The organism is Ferdinandcohnia salidurans (assembly GCF_042680725.1).
Lineage (GTDB): Bacteria > Bacillota > Bacilli > Bacillales > Bacillaceae_L > Ferdinandcohnia > Ferdinandcohnia salidurans.
The window spans coordinates 129,453-155,179 of sequence record NZ_JBHUEK010000025.1 but is presented as its reverse complement, the minus strand read 5'-3'; the positions used below and the strand labels follow the sequence as shown (position 1 = coordinate 155,179).

Annotated in this window: 20 protein-coding genes; 18 read left to right on the top strand and 2 right to left on the bottom strand. The window is 34.7% G+C overall.

Annotated elements, in window-relative coordinates:
- Nucleotides 1-108 precede the first annotated feature (108 nt).
- The 16 genes from ACFSFW_RS15250 (at nucleotide 109) to ACFSFW_RS15175 (ending at nucleotide 21,156) form a co-directional block, all read left to right on the top strand.
- Nucleotides 109-1,191 (top strand): Gfo/Idh/MocA family protein, encoded by a 1,083-nt coding sequence (locus ACFSFW_RS15250; RefSeq protein ID WP_304216768.1) that lies wholly within the window; start codon nucleotides 109-111, stop codon nucleotides 1,189-1,191.
- A gap of 595 nt (nucleotides 1,192-1,786) precedes the next feature.
- Complete coding sequence (locus ACFSFW_RS15245; protein WP_304216769.1) at nucleotides 1,787-3,661, top strand: polysaccharide biosynthesis protein; 1,875 nt, start codon at nucleotides 1,787-1,789, stop codon at nucleotides 3,659-3,661.
- A gap of 94 nt (nucleotides 3,662-3,755) precedes the next feature.
- The gene (locus ACFSFW_RS15240; RefSeq protein ID WP_304216770.1) at nucleotides 3,756-4,460 is read left to right on the top strand and encodes an acyltransferase; all 705 of its coding nucleotides are present in this window, start codon (nucleotides 3,756-3,758) and stop codon (nucleotides 4,458-4,460) included.
- A 19-nt stretch (nucleotides 4,461-4,479) separates the two neighbouring features.
- Nucleotides 4,480-5,709 carry a glycosyltransferase family 4 protein gene (locus ACFSFW_RS15235; protein ID WP_388039496.1) on the top strand — a complete coding sequence of 410 codons (1,230 nt, stop codon included), beginning with the start codon at nucleotides 4,480-4,482 and terminating at the stop codon, nucleotides 5,707-5,709.
- Between the two features lie 27 nt (nucleotides 5,710-5,736).
- The gene (locus tag ACFSFW_RS15230; RefSeq protein WP_304216772.1) at nucleotides 5,737-6,888 is read left to right on the top strand and encodes a DegT/DnrJ/EryC1/StrS family aminotransferase; all 1,152 of its coding nucleotides are present in this window, start codon (nucleotides 5,737-5,739) and stop codon (nucleotides 6,886-6,888) included.
- Nucleotides 6,889-6,896: 8 nt separating this feature from the next.
- Nucleotides 6,897-7,538, top strand: coding sequence for a sugar transferase (locus ACFSFW_RS15225; protein ID WP_304216773.1), 642 nt, complete (start codon nucleotides 6,897-6,899; stop codon nucleotides 7,536-7,538).
- 168 nt (nucleotides 7,539-7,706) lie between these two features.
- Nucleotides 7,707-8,816, top strand: coding sequence for a glycosyltransferase (locus ACFSFW_RS15220; protein ID WP_304216774.1), 1,110 nt, complete (start codon nucleotides 7,707-7,709; stop codon nucleotides 8,814-8,816).
- 93 nt (nucleotides 8,817-8,909) lie between these two features.
- Complete coding sequence (locus tag ACFSFW_RS15215) at nucleotides 8,910-10,019, top strand: DegT/DnrJ/EryC1/StrS family aminotransferase (RefSeq protein WP_388039493.1); 1,110 nt, start codon at nucleotides 8,910-8,912, stop codon at nucleotides 10,017-10,019.
- A gap of 9 nt (nucleotides 10,020-10,028) precedes the next feature.
- Nucleotides 10,029-10,796, top strand: a complete 768-nt coding sequence (locus ACFSFW_RS15210; protein WP_388039491.1) for a Wzz/FepE/Etk N-terminal domain-containing protein — start codon at nucleotides 10,029-10,031, stop codon at nucleotides 10,794-10,796.
- Between the two features lie 2 nt (nucleotides 10,797-10,798).
- Entirely contained in the window at nucleotides 10,799-12,112 is a 1,314-nt protein-coding gene (locus ACFSFW_RS15205; protein ID WP_388039489.1) for a nucleotide sugar dehydrogenase, read from the top strand.
- 89 nt (nucleotides 12,113-12,201) lie between these two features.
- On the top strand, nucleotides 12,202-13,536 hold the full coding sequence (locus tag ACFSFW_RS15200; protein WP_388039488.1) for a flippase: 1,335 nt from the start codon (nucleotides 12,202-12,204) through the stop codon (nucleotides 13,534-13,536).
- Nucleotides 13,533-14,696 carry a glycosyltransferase gene (locus ACFSFW_RS15195; RefSeq protein ID WP_304216780.1) on the top strand — a complete coding sequence of 388 codons (1,164 nt, stop codon included), beginning with the start codon at nucleotides 13,533-13,535 and terminating at the stop codon, nucleotides 14,694-14,696. Before ACFSFW_RS15200 ends, ACFSFW_RS15195 begins: the two co-directional genes overlap by 4 nt.
- Nucleotides 14,693-15,940: an O-antigen ligase family protein gene (locus ACFSFW_RS15190; RefSeq protein ID WP_304216781.1), complete on the top strand. Its 1,248-nt coding sequence runs from the start codon at nucleotides 14,693-14,695 to the stop codon at nucleotides 15,938-15,940. The genes ACFSFW_RS15195 and ACFSFW_RS15190 overlap by 4 nt, the downstream gene beginning before the upstream one ends.
- A 37-nt stretch (nucleotides 15,941-15,977) precedes the next feature.
- The gene (locus ACFSFW_RS15185) at nucleotides 15,978-17,075 is read left to right on the top strand and encodes a glycosyltransferase (protein WP_388039485.1); all 1,098 of its coding nucleotides are present in this window, start codon (nucleotides 15,978-15,980) and stop codon (nucleotides 17,073-17,075) included.
- Nucleotides 17,076-17,092: 17 nt separating this feature from the next.
- Nucleotides 17,093-17,968, top strand: a complete 876-nt coding sequence (galU, locus tag ACFSFW_RS15180; protein ID WP_388039484.1) for a UTP--glucose-1-phosphate uridylyltransferase GalU — start codon at nucleotides 17,093-17,095, stop codon at nucleotides 17,966-17,968.
- A 188-nt stretch (nucleotides 17,969-18,156) separates the two neighbouring features.
- Nucleotides 18,157-21,156, top strand: coding sequence for an SH3 domain-containing protein (locus tag ACFSFW_RS15175; RefSeq protein ID WP_304216785.1), 3,000 nt, complete (start codon nucleotides 18,157-18,159; stop codon nucleotides 21,154-21,156).
- Nucleotides 21,157-21,226: 70 nt separating this feature from the next.
- Here ACFSFW_RS15175 and ACFSFW_RS15170 read toward each other — a convergent pair whose 3' ends face one another.
- Nucleotides 21,227-22,234, bottom strand: a complete 1,008-nt coding sequence (locus tag ACFSFW_RS15170) for an LCP family protein (protein ID WP_304216902.1) — start codon at nucleotides 22,232-22,234, stop codon at nucleotides 21,227-21,229.
- Nucleotides 22,235-22,266: 32 nt separating this feature from the next.
- On the bottom strand, nucleotides 22,267-22,908 hold the full coding sequence (locus ACFSFW_RS15165) for a YigZ family protein (protein WP_388039482.1): 642 nt from the start codon (nucleotides 22,906-22,908) through the stop codon (nucleotides 22,267-22,269).
- Between the two features lie 424 nt (nucleotides 22,909-23,332).
- Here ACFSFW_RS15165 and ACFSFW_RS15160 point away from each other — a divergent pair, with 424 nt between their 5' ends.
- Complete coding sequence (locus ACFSFW_RS15160) at nucleotides 23,333-24,472, top strand: sensor histidine kinase (protein ID WP_388039481.1); 1,140 nt, start codon at nucleotides 23,333-23,335, stop codon at nucleotides 24,470-24,472.
- Between the two features lie 191 nt (nucleotides 24,473-24,663).
- A complete protein-coding gene (locus ACFSFW_RS15155) occupies nucleotides 24,664-25,353 on the top strand; it encodes a response regulator (RefSeq protein ID WP_388039479.1) in 690 nt (229 codons plus the stop codon).
- The last annotated feature ends 374 nt before the right edge of the window (nucleotides 25,354-25,727 follow it).

Genomic DNA, 25,727 nt, shown 5'->3' with positions numbered 1-25,727 from the left:
GCAGCAGAGCTTTTTTGTAATAAAATAAGGATGGTATGGATAAATCTGACGAAGATCGTCAAAATAACTAATAATTTGCTGTTAAGTTATTAACTAAGGAGGAGCAACATGACTTTAAAATATGCATTAATAGGCTGCGGACGTATTTCCCCAAACCATATCGCAGCAGCTCAAGAAAATAAACTGGACATCGTTGCCTTATGTGATGTTATACCTGAAAATATGGAAGATAAATTACAGAAATTTAATCTTCCAAAAACAACAGCTTTATACACGGATTATAAAGAGATGCTTGAAAAAGAAAAACCTGAATTAGTTGCGATATGTACAGAGAGTGGGAAGCATGCTGCAATGGCATTAGACTGTATCGAAGCTGGTGCAAATCTCATTATCGAGAAACCGATTGCACTTTCATTAGAAGACGCAGATGAGATTATCAAAAAAGCAAAAGAGAAAAACGTAAAGGTTAGTGCATGTCACCAAAACCGCTTTAATAAATCAATTCAAAAGATTCGTGAAGCAATTGAAGCGGAACGCTTCGGTCGTCTTCTCCATGGAACAGCGCATATCCGATGGAACAGAGGAGAAGACTATTATACCCAAGCTCCTTGGCGTGGAACATGGGAACAAGACGGCGGAGCATTAATGAACCAATGTATTCACAATATTGACCTTTTACGCTGGATGATGGGCGGAGAAATTACCGAAGTTGTTGGTATGACTGATAATCTAAAACATGGATTTATTGAGGCGGAAGACCTTGGGATGGCTTTAATCAAATTCTCAAACGGAAGTTACGGAATCGTTGAGGGTACTACTAACATTTTCCCTACGAACTTAGAAGAAACTCTTTACATATTTGGCGATAATGGAACTGTAAAAGCTGGAGGTAAATCAGTTAATATCATTGAGGAATGGCTTTTTGCTGATAATAAAGATAATCCAGAAGAGGTAAAAGCGAAATATCAGGAAAACCCTCCAAGTGTTTATGGATTTGGACACAATCCACTTTATACTGACGTCATTGAGGCTATTAAAAACGACCGTGATCCATACGTGACAGCAAAGGATGGAAGAGATGCTTTAGAACTTGTGCTCGCAATTTATAAATCTGCAGCAGAAGGAAAGGGAGTAAAACTGCCGATGGAAAAATGCAGTACTCTCGACTTTCAAGGTAGATTTGCAAAATAAATAGAAAAAGGAGAATGGACTTATATTCATTCTCCTTTTTCTATTAGAAATTATTTAAATAGAGTACACCGGGAAATCGAGAATGTAGAAGGTATTTATCGATAATATCATGTATACTTGTTACAGATGAAGATGTCTAAATTTATTGAAGAAAAAACGACCTTATTATCAGGGATTTTACTATGAATGTATAAAGGTTAAATAATAATTATTAAATTATAATATGTCAGTATTTCTATTTTCGACTAAGCTTTTACACACGGTGGATAGGAGATTTATCAACTAAGGATATTTTTTTTTGTTAAATATGTGCAAATCCTGCAATCCCGAAGTATACAATAGTATAGGATTATAACAGTGGCTGTTTTTGTTACAAAGACATTTTTTTTTATGTATTTTTAAATAAAATGTAACAAAAAACTTTTTAATAAGGTCTAATGAAGTGTATCAAAATATGTAGAGTACTCACAATTAATATTTATAGTGAAGCCCAATAATTTTATGTTATAATTAGTGTCGAATTTCAAATGCTAAAATAAAATCAATTTAAACCTCCGTGACAAGAGTAAATAAAAAAGATCTGGGAGGGTCTATCATGTCATACCGAACAAGGATTTTGAATTTGGTCATTATTGACTCAATTATTGTACTTTTTTCAATATATATGTCACATTTTTTCTTGAATCCCTTTGCAGCGTATTATGAAGATAATCGAGTGTTGATAAGTTCCATTATTTTGCTTATTAGCCATCATGTTTTTTCATATGTATTTGGGCTTTATCGAAAAGTGTGGAGGTACGCAAGCGCTGAGGAATTAGTGGGAATTGTATTAGTGGTGACCTCTTCAATTGCAATAACAGCCATATCTCAAAAAATTATGTTTGGAAACATCTATGCTAGAGGTTTATTTCTTACTTTCCTACTCCATCTATTTTTACTGGGAGGAGTGCGTTTTTGGTGGCGTTTTACCTCAACGGTTCTCTTCGCTATTAAGACGAAAGAAATTCGTTCAGTTAAACATAAGCGAACATTAATATTGGGCGCTGGTTCAACAGGAAGAATGCTGGTCCGTCAGTTAAAAGAACATCCCGGAACAGAATTAAAACCAATTGCTTTTTTAGATGATGATGCATCTTTACAAAATTTAAATATTGTCGGAATTCCTGTTGTAGGGAAGGTTGATGATATAGTAAAGATTATTGCGAAGTTTCGTATAGAACATGTTGTAATCGCAATTCCATCATTACCGAAATCACAACTAAATGAAATTGTTGCCAAAGCAAAAAAACTTGTCGATAATGTTCAAATTTTACCGATGATTGGTGATTTGGCTGTAGGTAAGGTTTCTGTTAATCAAATAAGGGATATATCTATTGAAGACTTATTAGGCAGGGAGCCAGTTGAACTAGATACTAAAGCAATTGCTGAAAAGATACGAAATCAAACAGTATTAATAACTGGAGCTGGTGGTTCTATTGGTTCTGAGTTGTGTAGACAAATCTGTTTGTTCCATCCGAGTAAATTGATTCTATTAGGGCATGGGGAAAATAGCATTTATAACATTGAAATGGAGTTGCTCAGTAAATATAAAGGGCAAATTATACTTGAAACAGAAATTGCTGAAATACAAGATGCGAGGAAAATGATTGATGTTATGGTACATCATAAACCAAAATTTGTATTCCATGCAGCGGCACATAAGCACGTCCCTTTAATGGAGAAGAATCCAGAGGAGGCAGTAAAAAATAATATATACGGTACAAGAAATGTTGCAGAAGCGGCTTCAATTGCAGGAGTAGATACCTTTGTTTTAGTTTCTACGGATAAAGCAGTTAATCCTACTAGTGTAATGGGAGCTTCAAAACGTATTGCAGAACTTACTATTCAAAACCTTGATCGTAACAGTGATACTCGATTTGTTGCAGTACGATTTGGGAATGTATTAGGAAGCAGAGGTAGTGTTGTTCCTCTATTTAAAAATCAAATTGCAAAGGGCGGACCACTGACAATTACTCATCCTGATATGACAAGATATTTTATGACGATACCAGAAGCAGCTAGACTTGTTATTCAAGCTGGAGCCTTAGCAAGAGGCGGAGAAATTTTCGTATTAGATATGGGTGAGCCAGTCAAAATTATCGATTTAGCTAAAAATCTCATAAGATTATCTGGTTTTACAGAAGATGAAATAAAAATTGAATTTACTGGTCTACGTCCTGGTGAAAAGATGTATGAGGAAATTTTAAATAAAGATGAAATACATCCTGGCCAGGTTTTCCCTAAAATATACATTGGAAAAGCCACCGAAGAAAATGCAGAAAATCTTATCCAACAAATTGAAAGTGTTTTGGATGACAAAGATAAACTTCGTGAGACCTTACTAAGACTAACTAACAAAAAGCAGGGTGTTAGTGATAAAAAAAAAGAGCAAGAGCAAGGTAAGGCTGTAGACGAAATGATTACAGTATAAGGATGCATTCTGTTTATCTTTTTTAGGAAGAGAAGCTGTTTAAACTTTAAATGATCTAGTTTTATAATCAATTCTGGAAAGTTGAGGACATGAAATGATTAAAAAAGGCAACAATGTAGTTATTGGAGAGAATGTAAAACTTGGAGAAAATGTAACAATAGGACATAATGTTGTTATATACGATGGTGTAGAAATTGGTAACTTTTGTATTATTCAAGATAATGCAGTAATTGGAAAACAACCAACAAGAGCAAAAAACTCTATCCTTCCTGATGTCAAAACCTTACCACCTACCAAAATAGGTGAAGGGGTGACAGTTGGAACCTCGGCAATTATTTATGCAAATGCTGAAATATCGGATGATGTTTTTATCGCGGATTTAGCAACTGTTAGAGAAAGAGTTACATTAGGTGAGAAGACAATTATTGGACGTGGTGTTGCGGTTGAAAATGATTGTAAAGTTGGGGCTTATTGTAAACTTGAAACCAATTCCTATATTACTGCTTATTCTGAGATTGAGGATTATGTGTTTGTTGCTCCCGGTGTTGTTACAACAAATGATAACTATATGGCAAGATCTAAGGAACGGTATAAACATTTTAAAGGCATCACGATAAAAACAGGGGGAAGAATTGGTGCAAATGCCACTATTCTTCCTGGTAAGGTTATCAATGAGGACGGGGCGGTGGCTGCTGGTTCTGTTGTTACAAAAGATGTTAACGATGGAGAAATAGTAGCAGGTGTCCCAGCTAAGAAATTAAAAATGGTTTCTGATGACCAATTGTTAAAAAATCAGTAAATGATGGGGTCGTTTCTTTATGAATATTTTACTTATTAATCATTATGCAGGATCAAATCAGCATGGTATGGAATATAGACCATTTTATCTAAGTAGAGAATGGGTAAAAATGGGTCATAATGTTACAATTATAGCCAGTTCCTACTCACATGTCCGAACCATTCAACCTGACATCAAGGGAAAATGGACATCAGAAATAATTGATGGGATTCATTATATGTGGATAGAGACACCCCCATACGAAGGTAATGGCGTAAAAAGGGTTGTAAATATCTTTTCTTTTGTGAAAGACTTGTATACCAATTCAGATAAGCTTTCAAAAGAGATCGCTCCGGACATTGTGATTGCATCATCAACTTACCCATTGGATATTTATCCGGCATCAAAAATTGCTGAAAAGTCTAATGCTAAACTTATTTTCGAAGTACATGATTTATGGCCATTAACGCCTATGGAATTAGGAAATATGTCTAAGTTCCACCCCTTTATTTTGACCATGCAAAAAGGTGAAAATGATGCTTACAAAAAAGCGGATAAGGTTGTATCATTGTTACCCAAGGCAAAAGAACATATGATAAATCATGGGATGGACCCTGAAAAATTTGAATTCCTACCGAATGGTATAGTAACCGAGGATTGGGAAAATGCAAATGAACAAATTCCGAATGAACATATTGAACTTATCTCAAAACTTAAAAATGAAGGTAGTTTCTTAATAGGCTATGCAGGAGGACAAGGAATTTCAAATGCACTCGAATATTTACTCGATGTTGCAAAAATTATGCAGGATAAACCCATTTCATTTGTACTTGTTGGAAAAGGTGCTGAACGTGATGCTCTTATTCAAAAGTCAAAGGACATGGGATTAACAAATATTCATTTCCTTCCGGTTATTAATAAGAATGCAATTCCTGATTTCCTTTCCAGGATGGATGCATTATACATAGGATGGAGAAGAAGTTCCCTATATCGCTTTGGTGTGAGTCCTAACAAACTTTTGGATTATATGATGGCCGCAAAGCCGATTATCCACAGCATTGAAGCGGGTAATGACTTAGTGAAAGAAGCAAACTGTGGGATATCAGTTGCACCAGAGGATCCAGTACTTATTGCAGATGCTATTGATCAGATATTTAAACTAACCGATATTGAAAGAAAAAGGTTAGGAGACAATGGAAAGAAATTTGTATTGGATAACCATGATTATAGGGTCTTAGCTGACAGATTTATAAAAATAATGAATTCATAAAACAACAAGGTAAGAAGGGTGAAGAAAATGGGCACAATTCCATATGCACTTCCAATGATTGAAGATGAAGAGATTAAGGAAGTCATTGATACAATTAAATCAAACTGGCTTAGCAAAGGACCAAAAACGGTTGAGTTCGAAGGGAAAATCAAAGAATATGTAAATGCAAACTTTGGTATTGGATTAAACTCTTGTACTGCTGGTCTACACCTTGCGCAATTAGCAGCAGGTATAGGGCCAGGAGATGAAGTTATTACTACACCTTATACGTTTGTAGCAAGTGCAAACACAATCATTCATACTGGTGCTACTCCTGTATTTGTCGATATCGACCCAATGACAATGAACATTGCTCCTTCTTTAATTGAAGAGAAAATAACACCACGTACAAAAGCGATCATTGCAGTCCATTTTGCAGGTTATCCATGTGACATGGATCCTATTATGGAGATCGCTCGTAAACATAATCTAATTGTTATCGAAGATGCTGCGCATGCAATCTATACTCAATACAAAGGGAAAATGATTGGGAGTATAGGTGATTTCACATGCTTTAGTTTTTATGCCACTAAAAATCTCGTTACTGGTGAAGGTGGGCTCGTAACAACTCATAACGAGGAATGGGCTGATAAAATTCGCATTATGAGTCTACATGGTATGAGCAAAAACGCTTGGAACCGCTATGGAGATAAAGGTACTTGGTATTATGAGGTTGACTACCCAGGTTTCAAGTATAATATGACTGATATTCAAGCTTCATTAGGATTGGTTCAGTTATCAAAGTTGGATAAAATGCAGCAAATTCGTGAAAATTACGCTCAAAGGTATAATGAGGAATTAGCAAAAATAGATGGAATCACTCTACCATACCATGATAATATTAACCGTCATGCCTGGCATTTATATGTGATACGATTGGATGAAAGTCAGTTTACAATAGATCGTGGGGAGTTTATTGAAAAGCTGAAAGAAGCAGGAATTGGCACAAGTGTACATTTCATTCCTGTACCAATGCATCCGTATTACAAAGGGCTCGGATATAAAATTGAAGATTACCCAAATGCTTTAAATGCATATAAAGGAGCAATTTCATTACCTCTATATCCCAGAATGACGGAGGAAGAAGTTACACAAGTGATTCAGGCTGTTCGTGATATTGCAACAAGTTATAGAAAATAGGTGAAAGCATGGAAGGGAAAGTCAAAGAATTAAACAATCAAAACCATTCTGTTAATGATGCTATAAAGAGGTTCTTTGATATTGTTGTATCTCTAATTGGTCTCATCATCCTATCACCTTTATTACTTATAATTGCAATTCTAATTAAAGTCGATTCAAAGGGACCTGTATTTTTCAAACAAGTAAGAGTTGGTCAGCATGAAAAAGAGTTTGAAATTCTAAAGTTTAGAACAATGGTTGTTGATGCCGAGAAGCATGGGAAACAAATTACGGTTGGCAAAGATAGTAGAATCACAAAGGTCGGATATTTTTTGCGTAAATATAAACTAGATGAATTTCCTCAACTTATTAATGTCTTGTTTGGTGACATGAGTTTAGTTGGGCCGAGACCAGAAGTTCCAAAGTACACAAAGTTTTATAATAAGGAACAAAAGGCGATATTTGAAATTAAACCTGGAATTACCGATTATGCATCAATAAAGTATAGTAATGAAAGTGAACTTCTTGGTAGGGCTGAGAACCCTGAAAAAACCTATATTGAAGAAATCATGGTTGATAAATTACGTTATAATTTAGAATACCTTCGTAATAGGTCTGTGATTGAGGATATGTCAATTATTTTGAAAACTGTATTAAAAATCCTCAAATAACAGAAAGCGTAGTATTTTGCTACGCTTTTTGTTCGTGAAAAATAAAAAGTGGTTCATAATTTTCTTTGCGAAATTTGTCTTTTCTTGACAAAGGACTATCAACTTGTTATTGTTTTATGTTGAATAATGATATATTTATGACTTTATTGTAAAGGGACTGATTCCAAATTGACGAAGAAAATAATTGTTTATTACCCTTTTCAATTGAAAACTGGTGATAGTGGTTCTGGAGTTAGACCTACCCAAATGCTAAAGGCATTTCACGAATTAGCTTATGAGCAAGGGTTTGAATGTTTAGATGTGATTGGCGATGCAAAGGAAAGAAAGAATCAACTAAGGAAAATTTATGAAGAAGTAAATCCCGATGATATCTTATACTGCTATATGGAAAATCAAACAATTCCTATTTGGTTAACAGATCCGGATCATATACCAAGACACCCATTGGTGGACCACAGTTTCTTTAAATTTCTTAAAAAGAATAAGATACCACTGGGGATTTTTTACCGTGACATTTATTGGAAATTTAAAGATCTCTATAAGGTAAAGCCTATTATAAAGACAATCATGGTTCAATTATTTGAAATAGAGTTATTCCTATACAAAAAAAATGCAAAAAAAATTTTTTTGCCCAGCTTGGAAATGAATAAGTACGTGAAAATTCCTTCACAGCAGGTTTCTTCGTCGCCTCCTGGTGGAATCGATAGAACTGCGGTTATAAACAAACAAGATTCAAAAAAGGTACGTGCAGTTTACGTTGGTGGGATTGACCCAAGGTATGGAGTATATGAGGTTCTTGAAGCCTTTAAACAGCTAAACAAAGGTACTACATATATTGAACTTTTGTTTGTCTGTCGTGAAAAAGAATTTAATACTTTTAAAGAGTACTTAAAGCCCTATTTAAATGAGGATTGGTTACATATTCATCATGCTCATGGGGAGGCATTGCTCCCTATTTATAAAGATGCTGATTTTGGAATTGTTACTCTAAAAAGGGGAACATATAATGATTTTGCAGTTCCTGTAAAATTGTTCGAATACCTTTCATATGGTTTACCAGTTTTAGCTACCGATTGTACTGCCTTACAAAAAATAGTCGAACAGGATAAAATCGGGTTAATTGTAAAGGATAATAGTGACTCTATACAAGGTGGATTAAAGGAAATGCTTGATTCCACAAAACGAAATATGCTGAGGCAAAATTCGATATTTGCACTTAAACGAAAACATTTATGGTTTCAACGCGCGAAAGATATTCAAAATGAATTACTTTCCTAAATGTCTTTAAATAGTAAAAAAATTAGTTAATATTTTATGCTAATATAAAGATTGTCAATCAAATCAAACAATTTATATGAGGAGAGTCTAAATATGAAAGTACCTATGTTAGACCTATCTGAACAATATCAATCACTTAAGGATGAAGTAATTAAAGCTTTAGATGATGTTATGAGTTCTTCGAGTTTCATTCTTGGTGAAAATGTGAAAAAGTTAGAGCATGATGTTGCTGCCTTTTCGAATACTTCTCATGGCGTAGGAGTTGCGAATGGTAGTGATGCGTTACATATTTCTTTACAAGCGTGTGGAGTAGGACCTGGTGATGAAGTTATCACGACAACATTTTCATTCTTCGCGACTGCTGGAGCAATTGCTAGAGCAGGAGCAAAGCCGGTTTTTGTTGACATTGACCCAATAACCTTTAATATTGACCCAAGTAAAGTTGAACTTGCTATTACTGACAAAACAAAGGCAATCATACCCGTTCACTTATATGGACAAGCTGCAGACATGGATCGAATTTTAAAAATTGCAAAGAAGCATAATTTGAGGGTTGTAGATGACGCTGCACAAGCAATTGGTGCAGAGTATAAGGGTAGAAAAGTCGGGGAACTTGGCGACACTACATGCTTCAGTTTCTTCCCTACAAAGAATTTAGGAGCATATGGTGATGGAGGAATGATAGTCACTAATGATGCTGACCTAGCTGAAAAAATGAGCATTATCCGAGTCCACGGTAGTAAGCCAAAATACTATCATCACGTATTAGGATACAACAGTCGTTTGGATGAATTACAGGCAGCTGTATTGAACATTAAGTTCCCTCATTTGACTAAATGGAGTGAACTTCGCCGTGAAAAAGCAGCAACCTACACAAAATTATTAAATGAAAAGCTTTCTGAACATGTTATTACACCTAAAGAAGAAGAGAACAGATATCATGTGTTCCATCAATATACGATTCGAGTTGAGAGAAGGGACGAACTCCAACAATTCTTAAAGGAAAATGGAGTTGCTTCAATGGTTTATTACCCTGTACCATTACATTTACAACCTGTTTTCGCAGAACTTGGCTATAAAGAAGGAGATTTCCCAATTGCTGAGAAGGCTGCAAAGGAAGCATTGTCTCTACCCATGTTCCCAGAATTAAAAAAGGAACAACAAGAATATATCATTGATATCATTGAAAAGTTTTTCGCGTAAGGAGAAGTCATGGTAGAACAAAATAAATATATTCTTTATGGCTATTTACAGTTTTTATGGAAGAAAAAGTGGTTAATTATACTTGTAACTATTATTGGGATGGGGATAGGTTATGCGTATACTTTAACGAAGACGACAACGTATACGTCAAAGGCTACTGTATTTACTGGAAAGATGGAAAATATTGATTTATCAATAAAAGATATTATTACAAATGATTATAAACATTTATTATCTAAAAAAGTTCAAAATGGTTTTAGTGTAACGATACCAGCAAATAACCTAATATACCTAACCCTAGTCGGATCAGACAAGTCAATTGTTGAGTCGGACTTGACAATTGTTGCTAATAAATATTTAGAAGATCTTACGGAAAAGTATAATGTACAATATCAAGCGAGGAAGAATTATGTAGATGCTTTGTCTAAACAAGTAAATGCTACTAATGATTTAATGGAGTATTTGCTTAAAGAAAATCCAGACAAGATAAGCACTGACTTTCTTGAAGAGATATTTATCTCTGACAGTCAACTAGTTTATATAGAAGGAAATTACTATAATGCTGATACCGAAGAGTTACTTTTTTACGCAGAAAATGAACTAGCAGACATGAAAAAACACGAACCTAGAATATCAGGTGGTATTGTTACTAGTGAAAACAAACCAAGCGCACTCCGTTATATAGTTCTCGGTGGAGCAGCGTTTTTTCAACTTATGTTAATTATTGTGGTTTTGTGGAAATATATAATTAACGCCCGTCAATTTAAGGAGATGTAAGCATGAGTATATTTGAAAATTTATTAAATAAAATTGAATCTAAAGATGCTGTAATAGGTGTTGTTGGATTAGGATACGTTGGTCTGCCATTAGCAGTGGAGAAAGCAAAAGCAGGCTATAAAGTAATTGGCTTTGATGTGCAGCAATCAAGAGTGGACCAAGTTAATCAAGGAATTAACTATATTGGTGATGTTGTTGATGAAGAGTTATCAGAAATGATCAAAGAGGGCAGACTTGAAGCGACAACAGATTATGAAAAAATCAAAGAAGTAGATACTGTAGCAATTTGTGTACCTACACCTTTAGATCAACATATGCAGCCAGATACTTCCTATGTAGAAAGTTCTTCAAAGGAAATCGCAAAATATGTACATGAAGGAATGTTAGTGGTTCTTGAATCTACTACATACCCTGGAACAACAGAGGAGATTGTAAAACCCACTCTTGAAACAAGTGGATTAGTTGTTGGAGAGGAAATTTTTGTTGCGTACTCACCAGAACGTGTAGACCCTGGTAACAAACTTTACAATACAAAGAATACACCGAAAGTAGTTGGTGGGATTACAGAAAAATGTACAAGGGTTGCAGCTGCTCTTTACCGCGCGGTACTTGAAGGAGATGTACACGAGGTTTCAAGTCCTGCTGTTGCGGAAATGGAAAAGATCTTTGAAAATACATTTAGACATATTAATATTGCGTTAGCTAATGAAATGGCCTTATTATGTAAGAGAATGGGCATTGACGTTTGGGAAGTGATTGATGCAGCTAAAACAAAGCCATATGGATTTATGGCGTTCTACCCTGGACCAGGTCTAGGAGGTCATTGTATTCCAATTGATCCTTTTTATCTAACATGGAAAGCAAGAGAGTATAATTATCATACTCGTCTTATCGAGCTTGCAGGCGAAATAAACAATAGCATGCCAGAGTATGTTGTACAAAGAAGCTTAGAAATTTTAAATGAGTACGGAAAGCCCCTAAAAGGATCTAAAATCGCGGTATTAGGTGTTGCGTATAAGAAGGATATAGATGATTATCGTGAATCTCCTTCCCTTCCAATTATTACAATGTTGCGGGAAAAAGGAGCAGAGGTATTGGTAGTGGACCCATATATAAAGAGCTATAAATGTGGCAAGAATTTTGCAGAGACACTACCTTTAACTAAAGAACTTCTTAACCAGAGTGAAATGACCCTTATTTTAACGAATCACAGTGATTTTGATTATGATATGATTGTGAAAGAAAGTAAGGTAATCTTTGATACTCGTAACGCGCTAAAAGATTTTGATAAAAACGAAAATTATTATAAGCTTTAATAATGAAAAGGGGACTATAAATATAAATACTGTTATTTATATTTATAGTTCTATTTTATTTCCACAATCTTTCTTGTAAGAGGTATATCATGAGTGAATCAAAACAATTCATTAAAAACACATTAATGACAATTAGTCGCCAAGTATCTGCAATTCTAATTGGCCTTCTCTATACAGTTATTATAGCAAGGGTTTTAGGACCAACTGGTAACGGGATTTACCAGCTTATCATACTATTGCCTACTATGTTATTAACAATTTTTAATTTAGGGGTAGGGTCGTCTTCTGTCTATTATATAGGCAGAAAACAATATTCAGTCGAAGATATCCTGAAAACAAATTCAAGAAGTGGAGTACTTTTAAGTTTTCTTTCTGTTATTTTGGGAGCACTTTTTCTACTGTTTTTTTCAGGTCAATTTTTTCAAGATGTTGACCCTATTTACTTATTTGCGATTTTGTTATTGATGCCATTCTTGTTTTTAAATGAATATTTTTTAGTCATTTTCCAAGGGAAACAAGACTTTAAGAGTTATAATATGCTCTCATTGTCGAGGCAAATTATTGCACTCTTGTTTACTGTTCTATTTTTAGTTATAATACGCCTTGATATATTGGGTGCGGTCCTTGCCTTTATTTTTGGGATTCTAGCTCAATATTTATTGTCTCGTTATTTTTTAAAAAAGAAGCTAGGTATTAGGGGAAAAGACGGGTCCTATTCAAAGGATTATTTTAAAAAATCGATATCTTACGGTCTCAAGGCTCATATAAGTAATATTCTTTCATTTATTAATTATCGTTCTGATATTTTTATTATTTCATTTTATATTAACCCTGCAGCAGTAGGGATCTATACTGCAGCAGTTTCTATTTCAGAAAGATTGTGGATTGTTTCACAGGCCATCTCTTCCGTATTGTTTCCAACGGTATCATCCCTTGACAATCAGGATGAAAAAAATCATCTTACATCAGTTTTAAGTAGAAATGTCCTGTGGTTATCGATATTTGGTGGATTAATCTTCTATCTTCTAAGTGATCTAATTATTTTAATCTTATTCGGTAAAGAATACATAGAAAGTTCGTTGGCAATAAAGTTTCTATTACCTGGTATTGTTTTATTTTCAGTGGATCGAATTCTTTCCAATGATTTAGCTGGACGTGGAAAACCCGAAATAAATATGAATGTTTCAATTTTTACAGTTATTTCCAATATAGTTCTTAATATTATCTTAGTCCCCATATATGGTATATTGGGTGCGGCAATCGCTACATCTATTACATATAGTCTTGCAACGATAATAAAACTCTTTATATTTAAAAAACAGACAGGTGTAAAAATAAGTAAACTCTTGCTTATCCAATCCGAGGATTATCAATTTTATAGAAGGATTCTAAAAAAAGTTAAACGCAGAAAGGTGTCAACATGAAAATTGTAATTGTTCCATCGTGGTATCCAACAGAAAATAATCCATTAAATGGTATATTTTTTAAAGAACAGGCTAAAGCACTTCAAAAAGCTGGTCATGATGTAACGGTGTTGTATCCGGAAGTTTGGACAACTAGAATGTTTAAGGCATCAAAAGGTAAGAAAGGTGTTTTAATTACCCATGAAGATGGTGTCAAAACTTACCGTCTAAGAGGTTATAATCTTATCCCTGGGAGAGTTCCTTTCGCAACAGCCATAGTATTCTATTCACGATTAGAGGCATTGTATAGGCTATATGTTGAAACTGAAGGAAAACCGGATATGCTTCATGCTCATTCTTGTTTATGGGCAGGATGGTCAGTTTCTAAGTTGTCTGAAAAAGAAGGTATACCGTTTGTTATTACAGAACACTCGACAGCTTTCTTAAGGAATTTAATTCGACCATATGAGAAGAAAGAAATAACGTATGCATGTCAGAAGGCTGAATATATTATTTCGGTTGGACCTGGTTTAGCAAAAGAGCTTGAAAACTACGTCACTAAAGATAAAATAAAGATCATTCCAAATATTGTAGATATAGGGATGTTTCAAATAGATGAAAGTAAACTTTCACAATCTGGAATTTTTCGATTTTTCACTGTTGCTTTTTTACAGCATAAAAAAGGAATGGACATATTAATTCAAGCATTCGCGAAGTATTTTAAGGGGAAGCCTGTTGAATTAGTGATAGGTGGAAATGGTGGAGAACGAGAAGCACTAGAGTTTCTTGCGAAAAAGCTAAGCGTTGAGAAGCAGATTACCTTTTTAGGAGAATTGAATCGTGAACGGGTCAAAGAGGAAATTCAAAAAGCACATGCTTTTGTTTTAGCAAGTCGTTTTGAAACCTTTGGAGTGGTGTTTATAGAAGCACTTGCTTGTGGAAAGCCAATCGTAGCTACTGCATGTGGAGGGCCAGAAATGATTGTCAATGAAATTAATGGAAAGCTAGTCCATGTTGAGGATATCGATGGCTTAGGACAGGCCATGCAATATATCCAAGAGAATTATCATGCCTATGATGCAGAATATATTCGTAATGACTGTGTGTCACGTTTTAGTGAGGAATCTGTTGTTACAAGAATAACCAAATTATATAAGCAGGTTTTTGAGGGTGCAAGATGAGAATAAAGCTATTTTTTTATCTATTTTTGTTTATTTTGGTTTTTCTGGACCCGTTTTTAATTAATGTTCCAATTGGACCACTCCATGTCACATTACTTAGAATTGTATTATTCTTGTTTTTAGTATTTTTATTTATTAAATATATATTATTACCTAATTCTTTACAAGTACAATCAATCAAGCCTGCTCTTGTCTTTTTAATAGGCTGGTTTTTATTTGGAGTTGCTTCTATTCTTTGGGCTACAAATAAAGTTGAGGGAATTAAAGAGTTATATTATTTTGGTGTATTCATTCTACTGGTAATTGCAATAATTGAAAGCCTTAATCGAAAGAATTTATTACAGTGGATTAATTATTCCTTTATTCTAATTGGAAGTGTTACTATTGCCCTCTCTCTTTTGGAGCTAGCTTTTAATTTTCATCTTGGTACTTCGCGTTATGTTATAGATGAGAAATTTGAAGAATTAGGATTAAGGGTAGCAACAGCTTTCTTTTATAATGAAAATGATCTCTCATTATTTCTTGTTATGATCACACCATTTTTCCTTATGATAAAAAAACCATTTCAGTTACCTATTCTTGGAGCGATCTTATTCATAATGTTTATGAATGGATCAAGAATTGCTATACTCGCATTCTTAATACAAATTATTGTATTCTTATTTATGCTTTATCGCCCTCGTTTAGTTAATTTGATAAAGTTTCTATTAGTATTTACTCCACTTTTTATCGGGGTCTTTATATATTTCTCGGGAGATATCATTAATAAGGTTATTGAAATTACAGGAGTTGCCGAACAAGGATCAACTAGTACTAGAATAAGTTTGATATTGAATGGTATATACTCTAACATTAATTACTTCTTATTGGGAGTAGGGTCAGGTAACTTTCAATATCACGTTAATCAAGAAAAGTTTAATACAAATGGAATTGTTAATCCACATAATTGGTGGATCGAGGTTAGTACAAATTATGGCATTATTGTTTTTGCGTTTTATCTAGCTTTCCTCATCTTCCTAGTTAAGAAGTTATGGCAAATTTATAAAAGAAATAATGAAGCTTCGGCATTAGCTTTTTGTCTGTTTTTAAGCTATATTGGTTTTGTTATTGCTTGCATTGGACCAAGTCGTTTATTTTATTTTTGGCCAATGTGGCTCTTATATGGTGTTTCATTAGCATTTATAAACACAGCATATGAAAAAAAGGGTCATATAAAAGAATTCACCCAGCATTCCAAACTATAGCTTTGAAAAAATGATTTGATAAAGGAAATGATAGTTTATGCATATATGTTTTCTAGCACCGGCGAATTCAATACATACCGTTAGATGGGTTAACTCTTTGGTGGAAAGAAATCATAAATTGACTCTACTAACGATGCATCAACAGGAAGAGCATAAAATTGATTCAAGAGTTCAAATTATTATACTTCCTTATCCAGCACCGCTAGGGTATTATTTGAATGCCTTAAAAGCAAAGAAAATAATTTCGGAACTAAAACCAGATATCCTTAATACTCATTATGCAAGTGGATACGGAACCTTATCTAGGTTTATTAACTATAAACCAACTTTATTATCTGTATGGGGAAGTGATGTGTATGATTTCCCGTATGAGAGTTCTTCAAAGCGAAAAATATTGATGAAAAATTTAAGGGTAGCTGATCGCTTAGCTTCAACAAGTCATGTCATGAAAAAACAAACCGAACAGTTTTGTCCTAAAGAAATGAAGATTGAAGTCACTCCTTTTGGTGTTGATATGAACCGTTTTAAACCTAGTAAGGAAGGGAAACATGATAATAACATCACAATCGGAATGATTAAAGCGTTAGAAACAAAATATGGTCCTGAATATTTGATCGAAGGTGTACATTTACTATTAAATCGATTACAAGAGGAATACAAATATGCAATTGCAGATCAAATAAAGCTTTTAATTATTGGGAAAGGATCACAGCTTCAGGAATTACAAGATTTAGTTAAAGAATATCAAATGGAGGACATTGTATCATTTACTGGCGCAGTACCTCACACAGAAGTTCCTTCCTATTTAAATAAACTAGATATATACTGTGCGCCAAGTACACTTGATAGTGAAAGCTTCGGCGTTGCGATAGTTGAGGCGTCGGCTTCAGGAATACCTGTCATTGTAAGTAATGTTGGAGGGTTACCCGAGGTAGTAAAGGACGAAGAGACTGGTTTTGTTGTTGAGCCAAAGAATGCAAAAGAAATCGCTGAAAAACTGTATGAGCTAGTTATGGATGAAGAAAAAAGAGAGCGATTAGGAAACCAAGGCAGAATATATACACAATCCTTATATGATTGGGAGAAAAATGTTTCTGTTATGGAATCCATTTATAAGGATATGACTAGTAGATAAAGATAGGAGTGTATGGCATGAAAGTTAGAAAAGCAATTATTCCGGCAGCTGGATTAGGAACTAGGTTTTTACCAGCAACAAAGGCACAACCTAAGGAAATGCTTCCAATTGTAGATAAACCAACAATTCAATATATTGTTGAGGAAGCCATCGAATCAGGTATTGAAGATATTATTATTGTCACTGGTAGGGGAAAACGTTCGATTGAAGACCATTTTGATAAGGCATATGAATTAGAAGATACTCTAGCCAAAAAAGAAAAGTATGACCTTCTGCAACAGGTACAAGCAGTTGCGAATTTTGCAAACATCCACTATATTCGACAAAAAGAACCAAAAGGTTTGGGACATGCCATTTTCTGTGCAAGCCGTTTTATTGGAAATGAACCATTTGCTGTGCTTTTAGGTGACGATATTGTTCAATCTGAAACTCCGACTTTAAAACAGCTTATTGATATATATGATGCTTATCAAACACCGGTAATTGGTGTCCAACCAGTTGAAGAATCAGACGTATCTAAGTATGGAATCATTCAAATTAAACACCAGCTTTCAGACAAGCTTTTTGAATTAAGCTCATTAGTAGAAAAGCCATCTGTTAAGGAGGCACCATCTAATTACGCAATCATGGGACGCTATGTGTTAACACCTGAAATTTTCTCTATCCTTGAAAATCAAAAGCCTGGTAAAGGTGAAGAAATCCAGCTTACAGATGCAATTAACCGTTTAAATGATCTAGAAAAGGTATTAGCCTTACATTTTGAAGGGAAACGGTATGATATAGGTGATAAATTGAGCTTTATTCAAGCAACGATAGAGATTGCACTCAGTAGAAAAGAATTTTCAGAAGAGCTAAAGGACTATTTAATTGAATTAACCAAAACTTTCCGTTGAGACTCAGTTTTGAGTCTTCTTTTTTTGGATATTTTTTGGTATTTCTTTAAGTCTAAGAATCAAGTATCCTATCTAAGTGTCATAGAAAAAAATATGACAAAGATATACAAATTTTTTATAAAAATGTGTCTAATTTTGACACACTGTAGTATAAATTAGATATAATAAGAGGCTAGGAGGGAGTGATGATGATAAAAAATAATAAAAAAATTATTTTGCTAATTTCCTTATTATACGCTTTTTGTTTTTTACTTGGAATTCCAGGAAATACATTAGCAGAAGGAACGGAATCCACTAAAAGTTCAGAACCACAAAGTCAAGTAGTGGAGACCGATGAAATCCAAGAACATGAAATTTCAAACCAGCAAGTAGAACAAACTCAGATTTTAGTTAAGTTCACTGACGATATTCTATTGCAAAATGAGGAAGGTCAAGAAGTTGGGACTATATTAAAGAATGCAGTTGTTTTTGTTAATCAAGGGACAGATGGAAAATATTTTTTCCAATTTGGAAATCAAAGTATAAGTGTTGAGCAATTATATTTTGAACCTCTTGATGATGCACAGACTAGTTTCTATGAAAATAGTTCTGACCTTTCAGACTTTGTAGTTTCAGAACTTACGGATGTTTATTCGGAAGATCTAACTTCTGTTCTCGGTACAGTAGAACCTTCTCAAACTATTAGTATTTATGAAGAAAATGAAAAAGAAGTCACAATCATCTTTGGAAATGTTCTTGGGAAAATAGTAAAAGCTGAGGATAAGGAAGAAAGTAAAAGTGAAGAATCAAACACCACAATTAATGAAGTAGTAAAAGAAGAAGCAGCTTCTGATTCAACAAATATCGTACAAGAAGCAACTCCTTCACAAACAATTACTACACAATCCATTATGGTGAAGAAAACGCAAATTGTAGAAAAAACCGAAACACAGCCTACCTTTACTGGGAATGAGAAGTATTTTAAAGTTAATGAACCAGGAGTTCCAATTTATTTCAATCAAAATGGCTCTAATGTAAAGGTTGGAGAACTGGTAGAGGGGCAAGAATATGTTATTCTAAATCAGATTGATGGCTTTGTTCGAATTCATTTTGGTAATCAAAATGCTTATGTGAGAAAGTCAGCTATTCAACCAAGTAATGGAGCTACAATTAAAAATCTGAATAAGGGTTTAGCTAATTCTAACCGATTTGTTACAGCAAATCGAAATTTATCAGTATATGATAATACTTCTGGTAGTTTAGTAGAATTTGCAAAAATCCAGTATGGAGAAACATACCCTGTCATCAGACAAACATCTACGGATTGGTTTGAAGTGGGTCTTGGTGGAAGAATTGGTTACGTGTATATTCCACATGTAACTCCTATGCTAAATACTTCAGATAAGTACTTTAAAGTTGTAGATGATGAAACTTTTGTATATGTGAATCAAAATGGAAGTAGTATTCCTGTTGCAAATTTAGCAAAAGGACAAGAGTATGCAATACTTGGACATATTACTGGATTTGTAAGAATTAAATATGGATCTTCTATTGCATATGTTAGAAATGGTAAAATTGCGGCATCTACAGGCACCAGTATTAAAAATGTTAACAGCTCGGCTACAAACTCTGGGGAATCTATTCGTGCTAGACAAAACCTAGTAGTTTATGATAATACCTCGGGTAGTCTTGTAGAAATGGGTACAATCAATCCAGGCGAGTACTATCCATTCATTAGACAGACATCTACTTATTGGCTAGAGGTAGATTTTGGAGGAAGAATTGGCTATGTGTACAAGCCGCATCTTGAGATGTTCTTCTCTTCTAACGATAAGTATTTTCAATCACTCTTTAGTGATGTAAATATCTATTTGAACGATAATGGTAACAATGTTAAAGTTGGGAATTTAGTTAAGGAACAGCAATATGTGATTCAGAGCTGGACTGATAGTTTTATTAAAATTAAATACGGTCATGGCATTGCATATGTAAGGACAAGTGATGTTCATCCATCTACTGGTGGAGGATTACGTGGTATGGATACTGGTAAAGAAGTGTCGACTAAAACATTTACAACATTTAAAAAAACAACCGTTGTAACTGAAGGTGATTTAGTAGAATTTGCAACTCTTGAACCAGGATTGACATATCCAATTATCCGTCAAACTTCTAGAGAATGGCTTGAAGTCTCTATTGGGGGAAGAATTGGGTATATTTATAAACCTGATGTCCAGATTGGTCCATTTATTACTTATGTATATAAGCAATATGAACTTTCTTTAGAGGAATCTTTAACTAAACAAATGGCTTCATCTCCACCACCACAAACTGATAAGTATTATAAAACGTTTGTGTCAAAAGACTACATTCAATTGGATTCTACTAATCCATCGATTGGTTATGTTACTGCTGGTACATTAAACGTTAGAGGTGGATCATCAACAAGCTATTGGGTTGTTGCCCAGCTAAGTAAGGATAGTAAGGTTAAGATTGTTGGTGAAGAAAATGGTTGGTATCAAATTGAACACAAGGCTACATGGAAAAATGCAAGTCCTGAAGATACTCTATACTATCTAGACCCAAATAACTTCAGTCGCGATTCAGCAGCATTTTACCAGTTCATGAAGTTATCTGGAACTGCTGGGGTCACTGCTAGTGAAGTAAACGAGAAAATTCTAAAGGATAAAGGCATTTTATCAGGTAGAGCGGCGGCTTTTATTGAAGCAGGACAGTTATACAATATTAATGAAATTTATTTGATGTCACATGCCTTACATGAGACTGGAAATGGTAAGTCTCAACTTGCTTTAGGTGTGAAGATTAATAGAAAATATAATGATGAGGGTCAATTGATTATCGATATATTAGATTCTTCTGCTACTTCATATGATAATATCGTATTTAATATGTACGGTATTGGAGCGGCTGATTCATGTCCGTTAAAATGTGGAGTTGAAAAGGCCTATTATGAAGGATGGACTAGTCCAGATAAGGCAGTAATTGGTGGAGCTAAGTTTATTGCGGAAAAATATGTCCATAATAAAAAGGAAACATTATATAAAATGAAATGGAATCCAGATACTCCAGGGGCATATTTATATGCTACTGATATCGGATGGGCAGTTAAACAAACAAGCAGAATCTATGATCTTTATTCTTTGTTAGAAGGCTACTCAATTACATTTGAAATACCAGAATATCGTAAGTAATGAAAAGAGACCAAATCAGTAAAAGATTTGGTCTCTTTCTAATCTAATCTAAACCCACTTTAAAGTGGGTTTAAGGATTATTTGAGTTATTACCTTCCAATCCAAATTGATTTTGGCTATTGAGTTCCAAGTGCGTCATCAATTCATCGTGAATTTCATTAACCGAGTTTTCATCGGGAATAATATAAGAAATTCCATTTATAGTGTCACTATAACCTTCTAATATAAGTGTTTCTATATTATCTGAACCGAAATTTGGGTACTGCTTAAGTATTGCCAGTAAATCTCTTACACGCAGGTTAGTTTGAATATTACTTCCTATTTCTTTAGAGATTTTGTCTATTTTCATTACTGATGTTGGCTTTACTAATTCGTCAATTACAGCCATTACAATTTGTTTTTGTCGTTCGTTACGACCGATGTCACCCATGGGGTCCCGGTATCTCATTCGCGCATAGGTTAATGCTTCATCACCATTCAATTTCATTTTACCCTCGGTAAAATAATATTTGGTATTCCAATCACCTTGTTTATAATCCCAAAAGTCAAATGGAACATCCACGGTAACGCCACCAAGAATATCAATTGTATTCACGAAGCCTTCGAAGTTTATTGTTGCATAATAATCGATAGGAATATCTAAATAGTTTTCAACTGTTTTAATTGTTAACTCTTTTCCACCAGCAGAATATGAATGATTGATTTTATCCTTATTTTGCTTACCAGGAATTTTAACAAGCGAGTCACGAGGAATACTCACAAGTTTTGCTGACCCTTCATTAGGATTAAATGTTGCTACCATTAATGTATCGGATCGGCCACCCTTACCTTCGCTTGAATAATCCTCAATTCCCATAAGTAATACTGAAAAAGGATCCTTACTTATAGTTACTTCTTCCTCTCGTAACTCAGATTTATTACCTCGATCAATTTCTTCATATGAATTATTTGCTGCTTTCATTGCAGAATAAAAAACATATCCACCATACGCTAGTATGATTATTAAAATAAACAGAAATAGGCGTAAAAATATTCTCCGTCTTCTTTTCTTCTTCTTTTTTACTGATTCTCTTGACATGTTCAATTTAATTTCTCCTCTTTATTAGAAGCTTATTTGTTTTCTAATATCTTTTCTAAATATGTCGCAACCCCCGCCGAAATATCCGCTTGTCCATTCGTAAGCTCTGTCATCCATTCGGTGAATTGTGGTGTTTGGCTTTCTTCTACATAGGTTTCGATTTCTACAGCATCAATATACTTGATTTCTTTGATTTGGTAAATGGATGAGCGTAGTTCGTTTTCGATCTTGCCTAGCCAAGTGTAATCGATTTTTGTATGCATAACTCTCATTAGTTTGCGCTCGACGATTCCAGTTGCTTGTAGGCCTTCTGAGGTTGATTTTCCATATGCACGGATAAGTCCGCCTGCACCTAATTTTATTCCTCCAAAATACCTAGTTATGACAACAACTGTATCTTTTAGATGTTTTTTCTTTAAAACCTCAAGTATTGGCACACCTGCAGTTCCACTAGGTTCGCCGTCATCGTTTGCTTTTTGAATTTGGTCGTTTTCCCCAATTAGATATGCGGAACAGTTGTGTGTGGCATTCCAGTTTTGCTTTTTAATTTTTTGAATGAATTCCTGCGCTTCCTCTTCAGTTGTAGCGCGGTCAATATAAGCAATAAAGCGTGATTTTTGAATATTTATTTCATGCTCGCCATACCCTTTTACTGTATAATAGGAATGAAGCATTACGTAATACCTCCTATCTGGGCTTCATTGCGAAAAATAGGCTTGAAAAAAGTAGTGCGACATAATTCGGCACTAATTTAGTTTTTCTGTAATTTTTTGCCCATTCTTCTATTATAAAACGACATAATTTTTACATCAATGGTTTGTTTTTGGCATAGGCTGAATGTAATACAAATGTAACTGTTATGAAACGCTGTAAAAAACAAATCGGTATATAATTAACTTTATTCATCAAAGGCCTAACTTTTCATATTGTTGGTATTAATGCACCAGGTATTTAAATTACTTCGGGTATTTCCTAATTGAATAAAGTTAATGCCTCCGGCGGATGCCACAGATTTTCAGAGGTAACTTTTCGAGCAAACTCGAAAAAATCTAGGCGCAAATACGCCAAGGCGCATTTGATTAATATGGAGGTGGGAAGATGGCCACCAAAGGACTTGATATCAAAGTTCTGGATTCAATTTTGGAAAAAATGGTGCATACCGTTGATCATAGTAAAGAAGAAATTTTTCGAATTGGCGAGCAATCACGCCAAGAATTTGTCAGTTTAACGGACGAGTTAAAGGACATTAAAGAACGTGTTGGGACGATTATTGATGAAGTGGATAAGTTAGAAGTCCATACACGGTTTGCTAGAAAACGCCTTTCTGAGGTGAGTAGCCATTTTAAAAAGTATTCGGAAGAAGAAATTCGCAATGCATATGAAAAGGCTCATGACCTGCAGATGCAGTTGACTGTTGTAAGGCAGGAAGAAAAGCAACTGCGCGAACGTCGCGACGAGCTTGAAAGACGTCTAGTTGGCCTAAATGATACGATTGAACGCGCGGATCATCTAGTCGGACAAATTTCCGTTGTTCTCAATTATTTAAACAGTGATTTTAAGATGGTCGGGGAAATTTTAGAGGACGCCCAGCAAAAGCAGGCATTTGGACTTAAAATTATTGAAGCGCAGGAAGAAGAACGTCGAAAGCTTTCTCGTGAGATTCATGATGGACCAGCCCAGATGCTAGCGAACGTGATGTTGCGCTCACAAATTATCGATAAGGTCTATCGCGAAAGTCCGGAGCAAGGCGTTAAGGAGATTCATGATTTGCGTAAAATGGTTCGCTCGGCGCTGTATGAGGTACGCCGAATCATTTATGATTTACGTCCAATGGCATTGGATGATCTTGGATTAGTTCCGACCCTCAAAAAGTACCTATCCACGATCGAAGAATATAATGGAGACACTGCGATTTCATTTACATTTATTGGATCAGAACAGAGAATACCTTCCAAATTTGAGGTTGCTCTATTCCGTATGGTTCAGGAAGCTGTCCAAAATGCACTAAAACATGCGGATGCTCGTGAAATCGTCGTGAAGCTTGAAATAAGTAGACATCATGTAACGGTTATCGTAAAAGACAATGGAAAAGGCTTTGATATCCGCGAAAAGAAAAAAGACTCATTTGGCCTAATCGGGATGAGAGAACGAGTAGATTTACTTGATGGAAATCTTACCATTGATTCAAGTGTTGGGGCTGGTACAATTGTTATGATTCAGGTACCAATAGAAGTTTAATTTTCCCTTTTCAATCCGTGAGAAAATTTCGGTAATTCATGATACGTTACAAGAAATGGTCTAACTACTATACGCTACTTATTTATATAGAGTATATAAGAATAATCCTACTAATATGGTCTGTTAATACTGCTTTAGGAGTATTGACCGAAATTGCCTCAATTGTAAAATGAAAGGGGGAGGCGTTATTTATGAAAACAAGCATAGTTATTATTGATGATCACCAATTATTTCGCGAAGGTGTAAAACGAATACTAGATTTTGAACCATCCTTTCAAGTTGTAGCAGAAGGTGACGATGGGGAACAGGCATTAGCACTCATTGAGCAACATAAGCCTGATGTTGTCATCATGGATATCAACATGCCTAACTTGAACGGGATTGAAGCAACGAAACAATTGATTGACACTTACCCTGATACGAAGGTCATTATTTTATCTATCCACGATGATGAAAGCTATGTGACGCATGCCCTTAAAACTGGAGCAACTGGTTATTTATTAAAGGAAATGGATGCGGATTCTCTAGTCGAAGCGGTTAAAGTCGTAGCAGAGGGTGGATCGTACTTGCATCCAAGAGTAACTCATAATTTGGTGAAAGAATTCCGTCGTCTTGCTGTTGCAAGTGGCCAATCTGTTTCAGCGCACTCGCATACAACGGTTGAGGTTCGCCGCCCATTGCATCTACTAACGAGAAGAGAATGCGAAGTTCTCCAGCTATTAACAGATGGACGAAGCAACCGCGGTATTGGTGACGACCTATATATCAGTGAAAAAACGGTTAAAAACCACGTAAGTAATATTCTACAAAAAATGAACGTAAACGACCGTACCCAGGCCGTTGTAGTGGCTATTAAGAATGGTTGGGTTGAGGTTAAATAATAGAATAATAATAAGGTAGAAAGCTGAGCTCTTTGATGGGGCTTAGCTTTTTTTGTTTAATGGGATGTAATCAAGCTCTTCTACCGTTCTCTTAAACAAATCCTCTGGTTTTTTTGTTTGAGTATTTCAGCAGAAAAAAATCCTCTTAATAAAATAATCCCAAAGACCTATTTTAAAGACAAATTATGACAAATTTATAAAAATACTAATCTTGCCATAATTTTGCACTAATGTATCTTGATTGTAGGTTAAACACAGATTTTTCGCCAAAAGTTTTTCCTTTTCATGTCTTTTTCTTACAAAATTCTACAAAAATATTGTGAAATGTCGATTTTTTTCGAATTTTAAGTATTTATAGATAGGTGAGACTATAG

Excerpts from the sequence above, each read along its gene's own strand:
- ACFSFW_RS15210 (WP_388039491.1), top strand. The coding sequence starts at position 10,029 with ATGGTAGAACAAAATAAATATATTCTTTATGGCTATTTACAGTTTTTA.
- ACFSFW_RS15240 (WP_304216770.1), top strand. The coding sequence starts at position 3,756 with ATGATTAAAAAAGGCAACAATGTAGTTATTGGAGAGAATGTAAAACTT.
- ACFSFW_RS15215 (WP_388039493.1), top strand. The coding sequence starts at position 8,910 with ATGAAAGTACCTATGTTAGACCTATCTGAACAATATCAATCACTTAAG.
- ACFSFW_RS15160 (WP_388039481.1), top strand. The coding sequence starts at position 23,333 with ATGGCCACCAAAGGACTTGATATCAAAGTTCTGGATTCAATTTTGGAA.
- ACFSFW_RS15175 (WP_304216785.1), top strand. The coding sequence starts at position 18,157 with ATGATAAAAAATAATAAAAAAATTATTTTGCTAATTTCCTTATTATAC.
- ACFSFW_RS15250 (WP_304216768.1), top strand. The coding sequence starts at position 109 with ATGACTTTAAAATATGCATTAATAGGCTGCGGACGTATTTCCCCAAAC.
- galU (WP_388039484.1), top strand. The coding sequence starts at position 17,093 with ATGAAAGTTAGAAAAGCAATTATTCCGGCAGCTGGATTAGGAACTAGG.
- ACFSFW_RS15245 (WP_304216769.1), top strand. The coding sequence starts at position 1,787 with ATGTCATACCGAACAAGGATTTTGAATTTGGTCATTATTGACTCAATT.
- ACFSFW_RS15200 (WP_388039488.1), top strand. The coding sequence starts at position 12,202 with ATGAGTGAATCAAAACAATTCATTAAAAACACATTAATGACAATTAGT.
- ACFSFW_RS15170 (WP_304216902.1), bottom strand. The coding sequence starts at position 22,234 with ATGTCAAGAGAATCAGTAAAAAAGAAGAAGAAAAGAAGACGGAGAATA.
- ACFSFW_RS15185 (WP_388039485.1), top strand. The coding sequence starts at position 15,978 with ATGCATATATGTTTTCTAGCACCGGCGAATTCAATACATACCGTTAGA.
- ACFSFW_RS15230 (WP_304216772.1), top strand. The coding sequence starts at position 5,737 with ATGGGCACAATTCCATATGCACTTCCAATGATTGAAGATGAAGAGATT.
- ACFSFW_RS15155 (WP_388039479.1), top strand. The coding sequence starts at position 24,664 with ATGAAAACAAGCATAGTTATTATTGATGATCACCAATTATTTCGCGAA.
- ACFSFW_RS15235 (WP_388039496.1), top strand. The coding sequence starts at position 4,480 with ATGAATATTTTACTTATTAATCATTATGCAGGATCAAATCAGCATGGT.
- ACFSFW_RS15165 (WP_388039482.1), bottom strand. The coding sequence starts at position 22,908 with ATGCTTCATTCCTATTATACAGTAAAAGGGTATGGCGAGCATGAAATA.
- ACFSFW_RS15225 (WP_304216773.1), top strand. The coding sequence starts at position 6,897 with ATGGAAGGGAAAGTCAAAGAATTAAACAATCAAAACCATTCTGTTAAT.
- ACFSFW_RS15195 (WP_304216780.1), top strand. The coding sequence starts at position 13,533 with ATGAAAATTGTAATTGTTCCATCGTGGTATCCAACAGAAAATAATCCA.
- ACFSFW_RS15190 (WP_304216781.1), top strand. The coding sequence starts at position 14,693 with ATGAGAATAAAGCTATTTTTTTATCTATTTTTGTTTATTTTGGTTTTT.
- ACFSFW_RS15205 (WP_388039489.1), top strand. The coding sequence starts at position 10,799 with ATGAGTATATTTGAAAATTTATTAAATAAAATTGAATCTAAAGATGCT.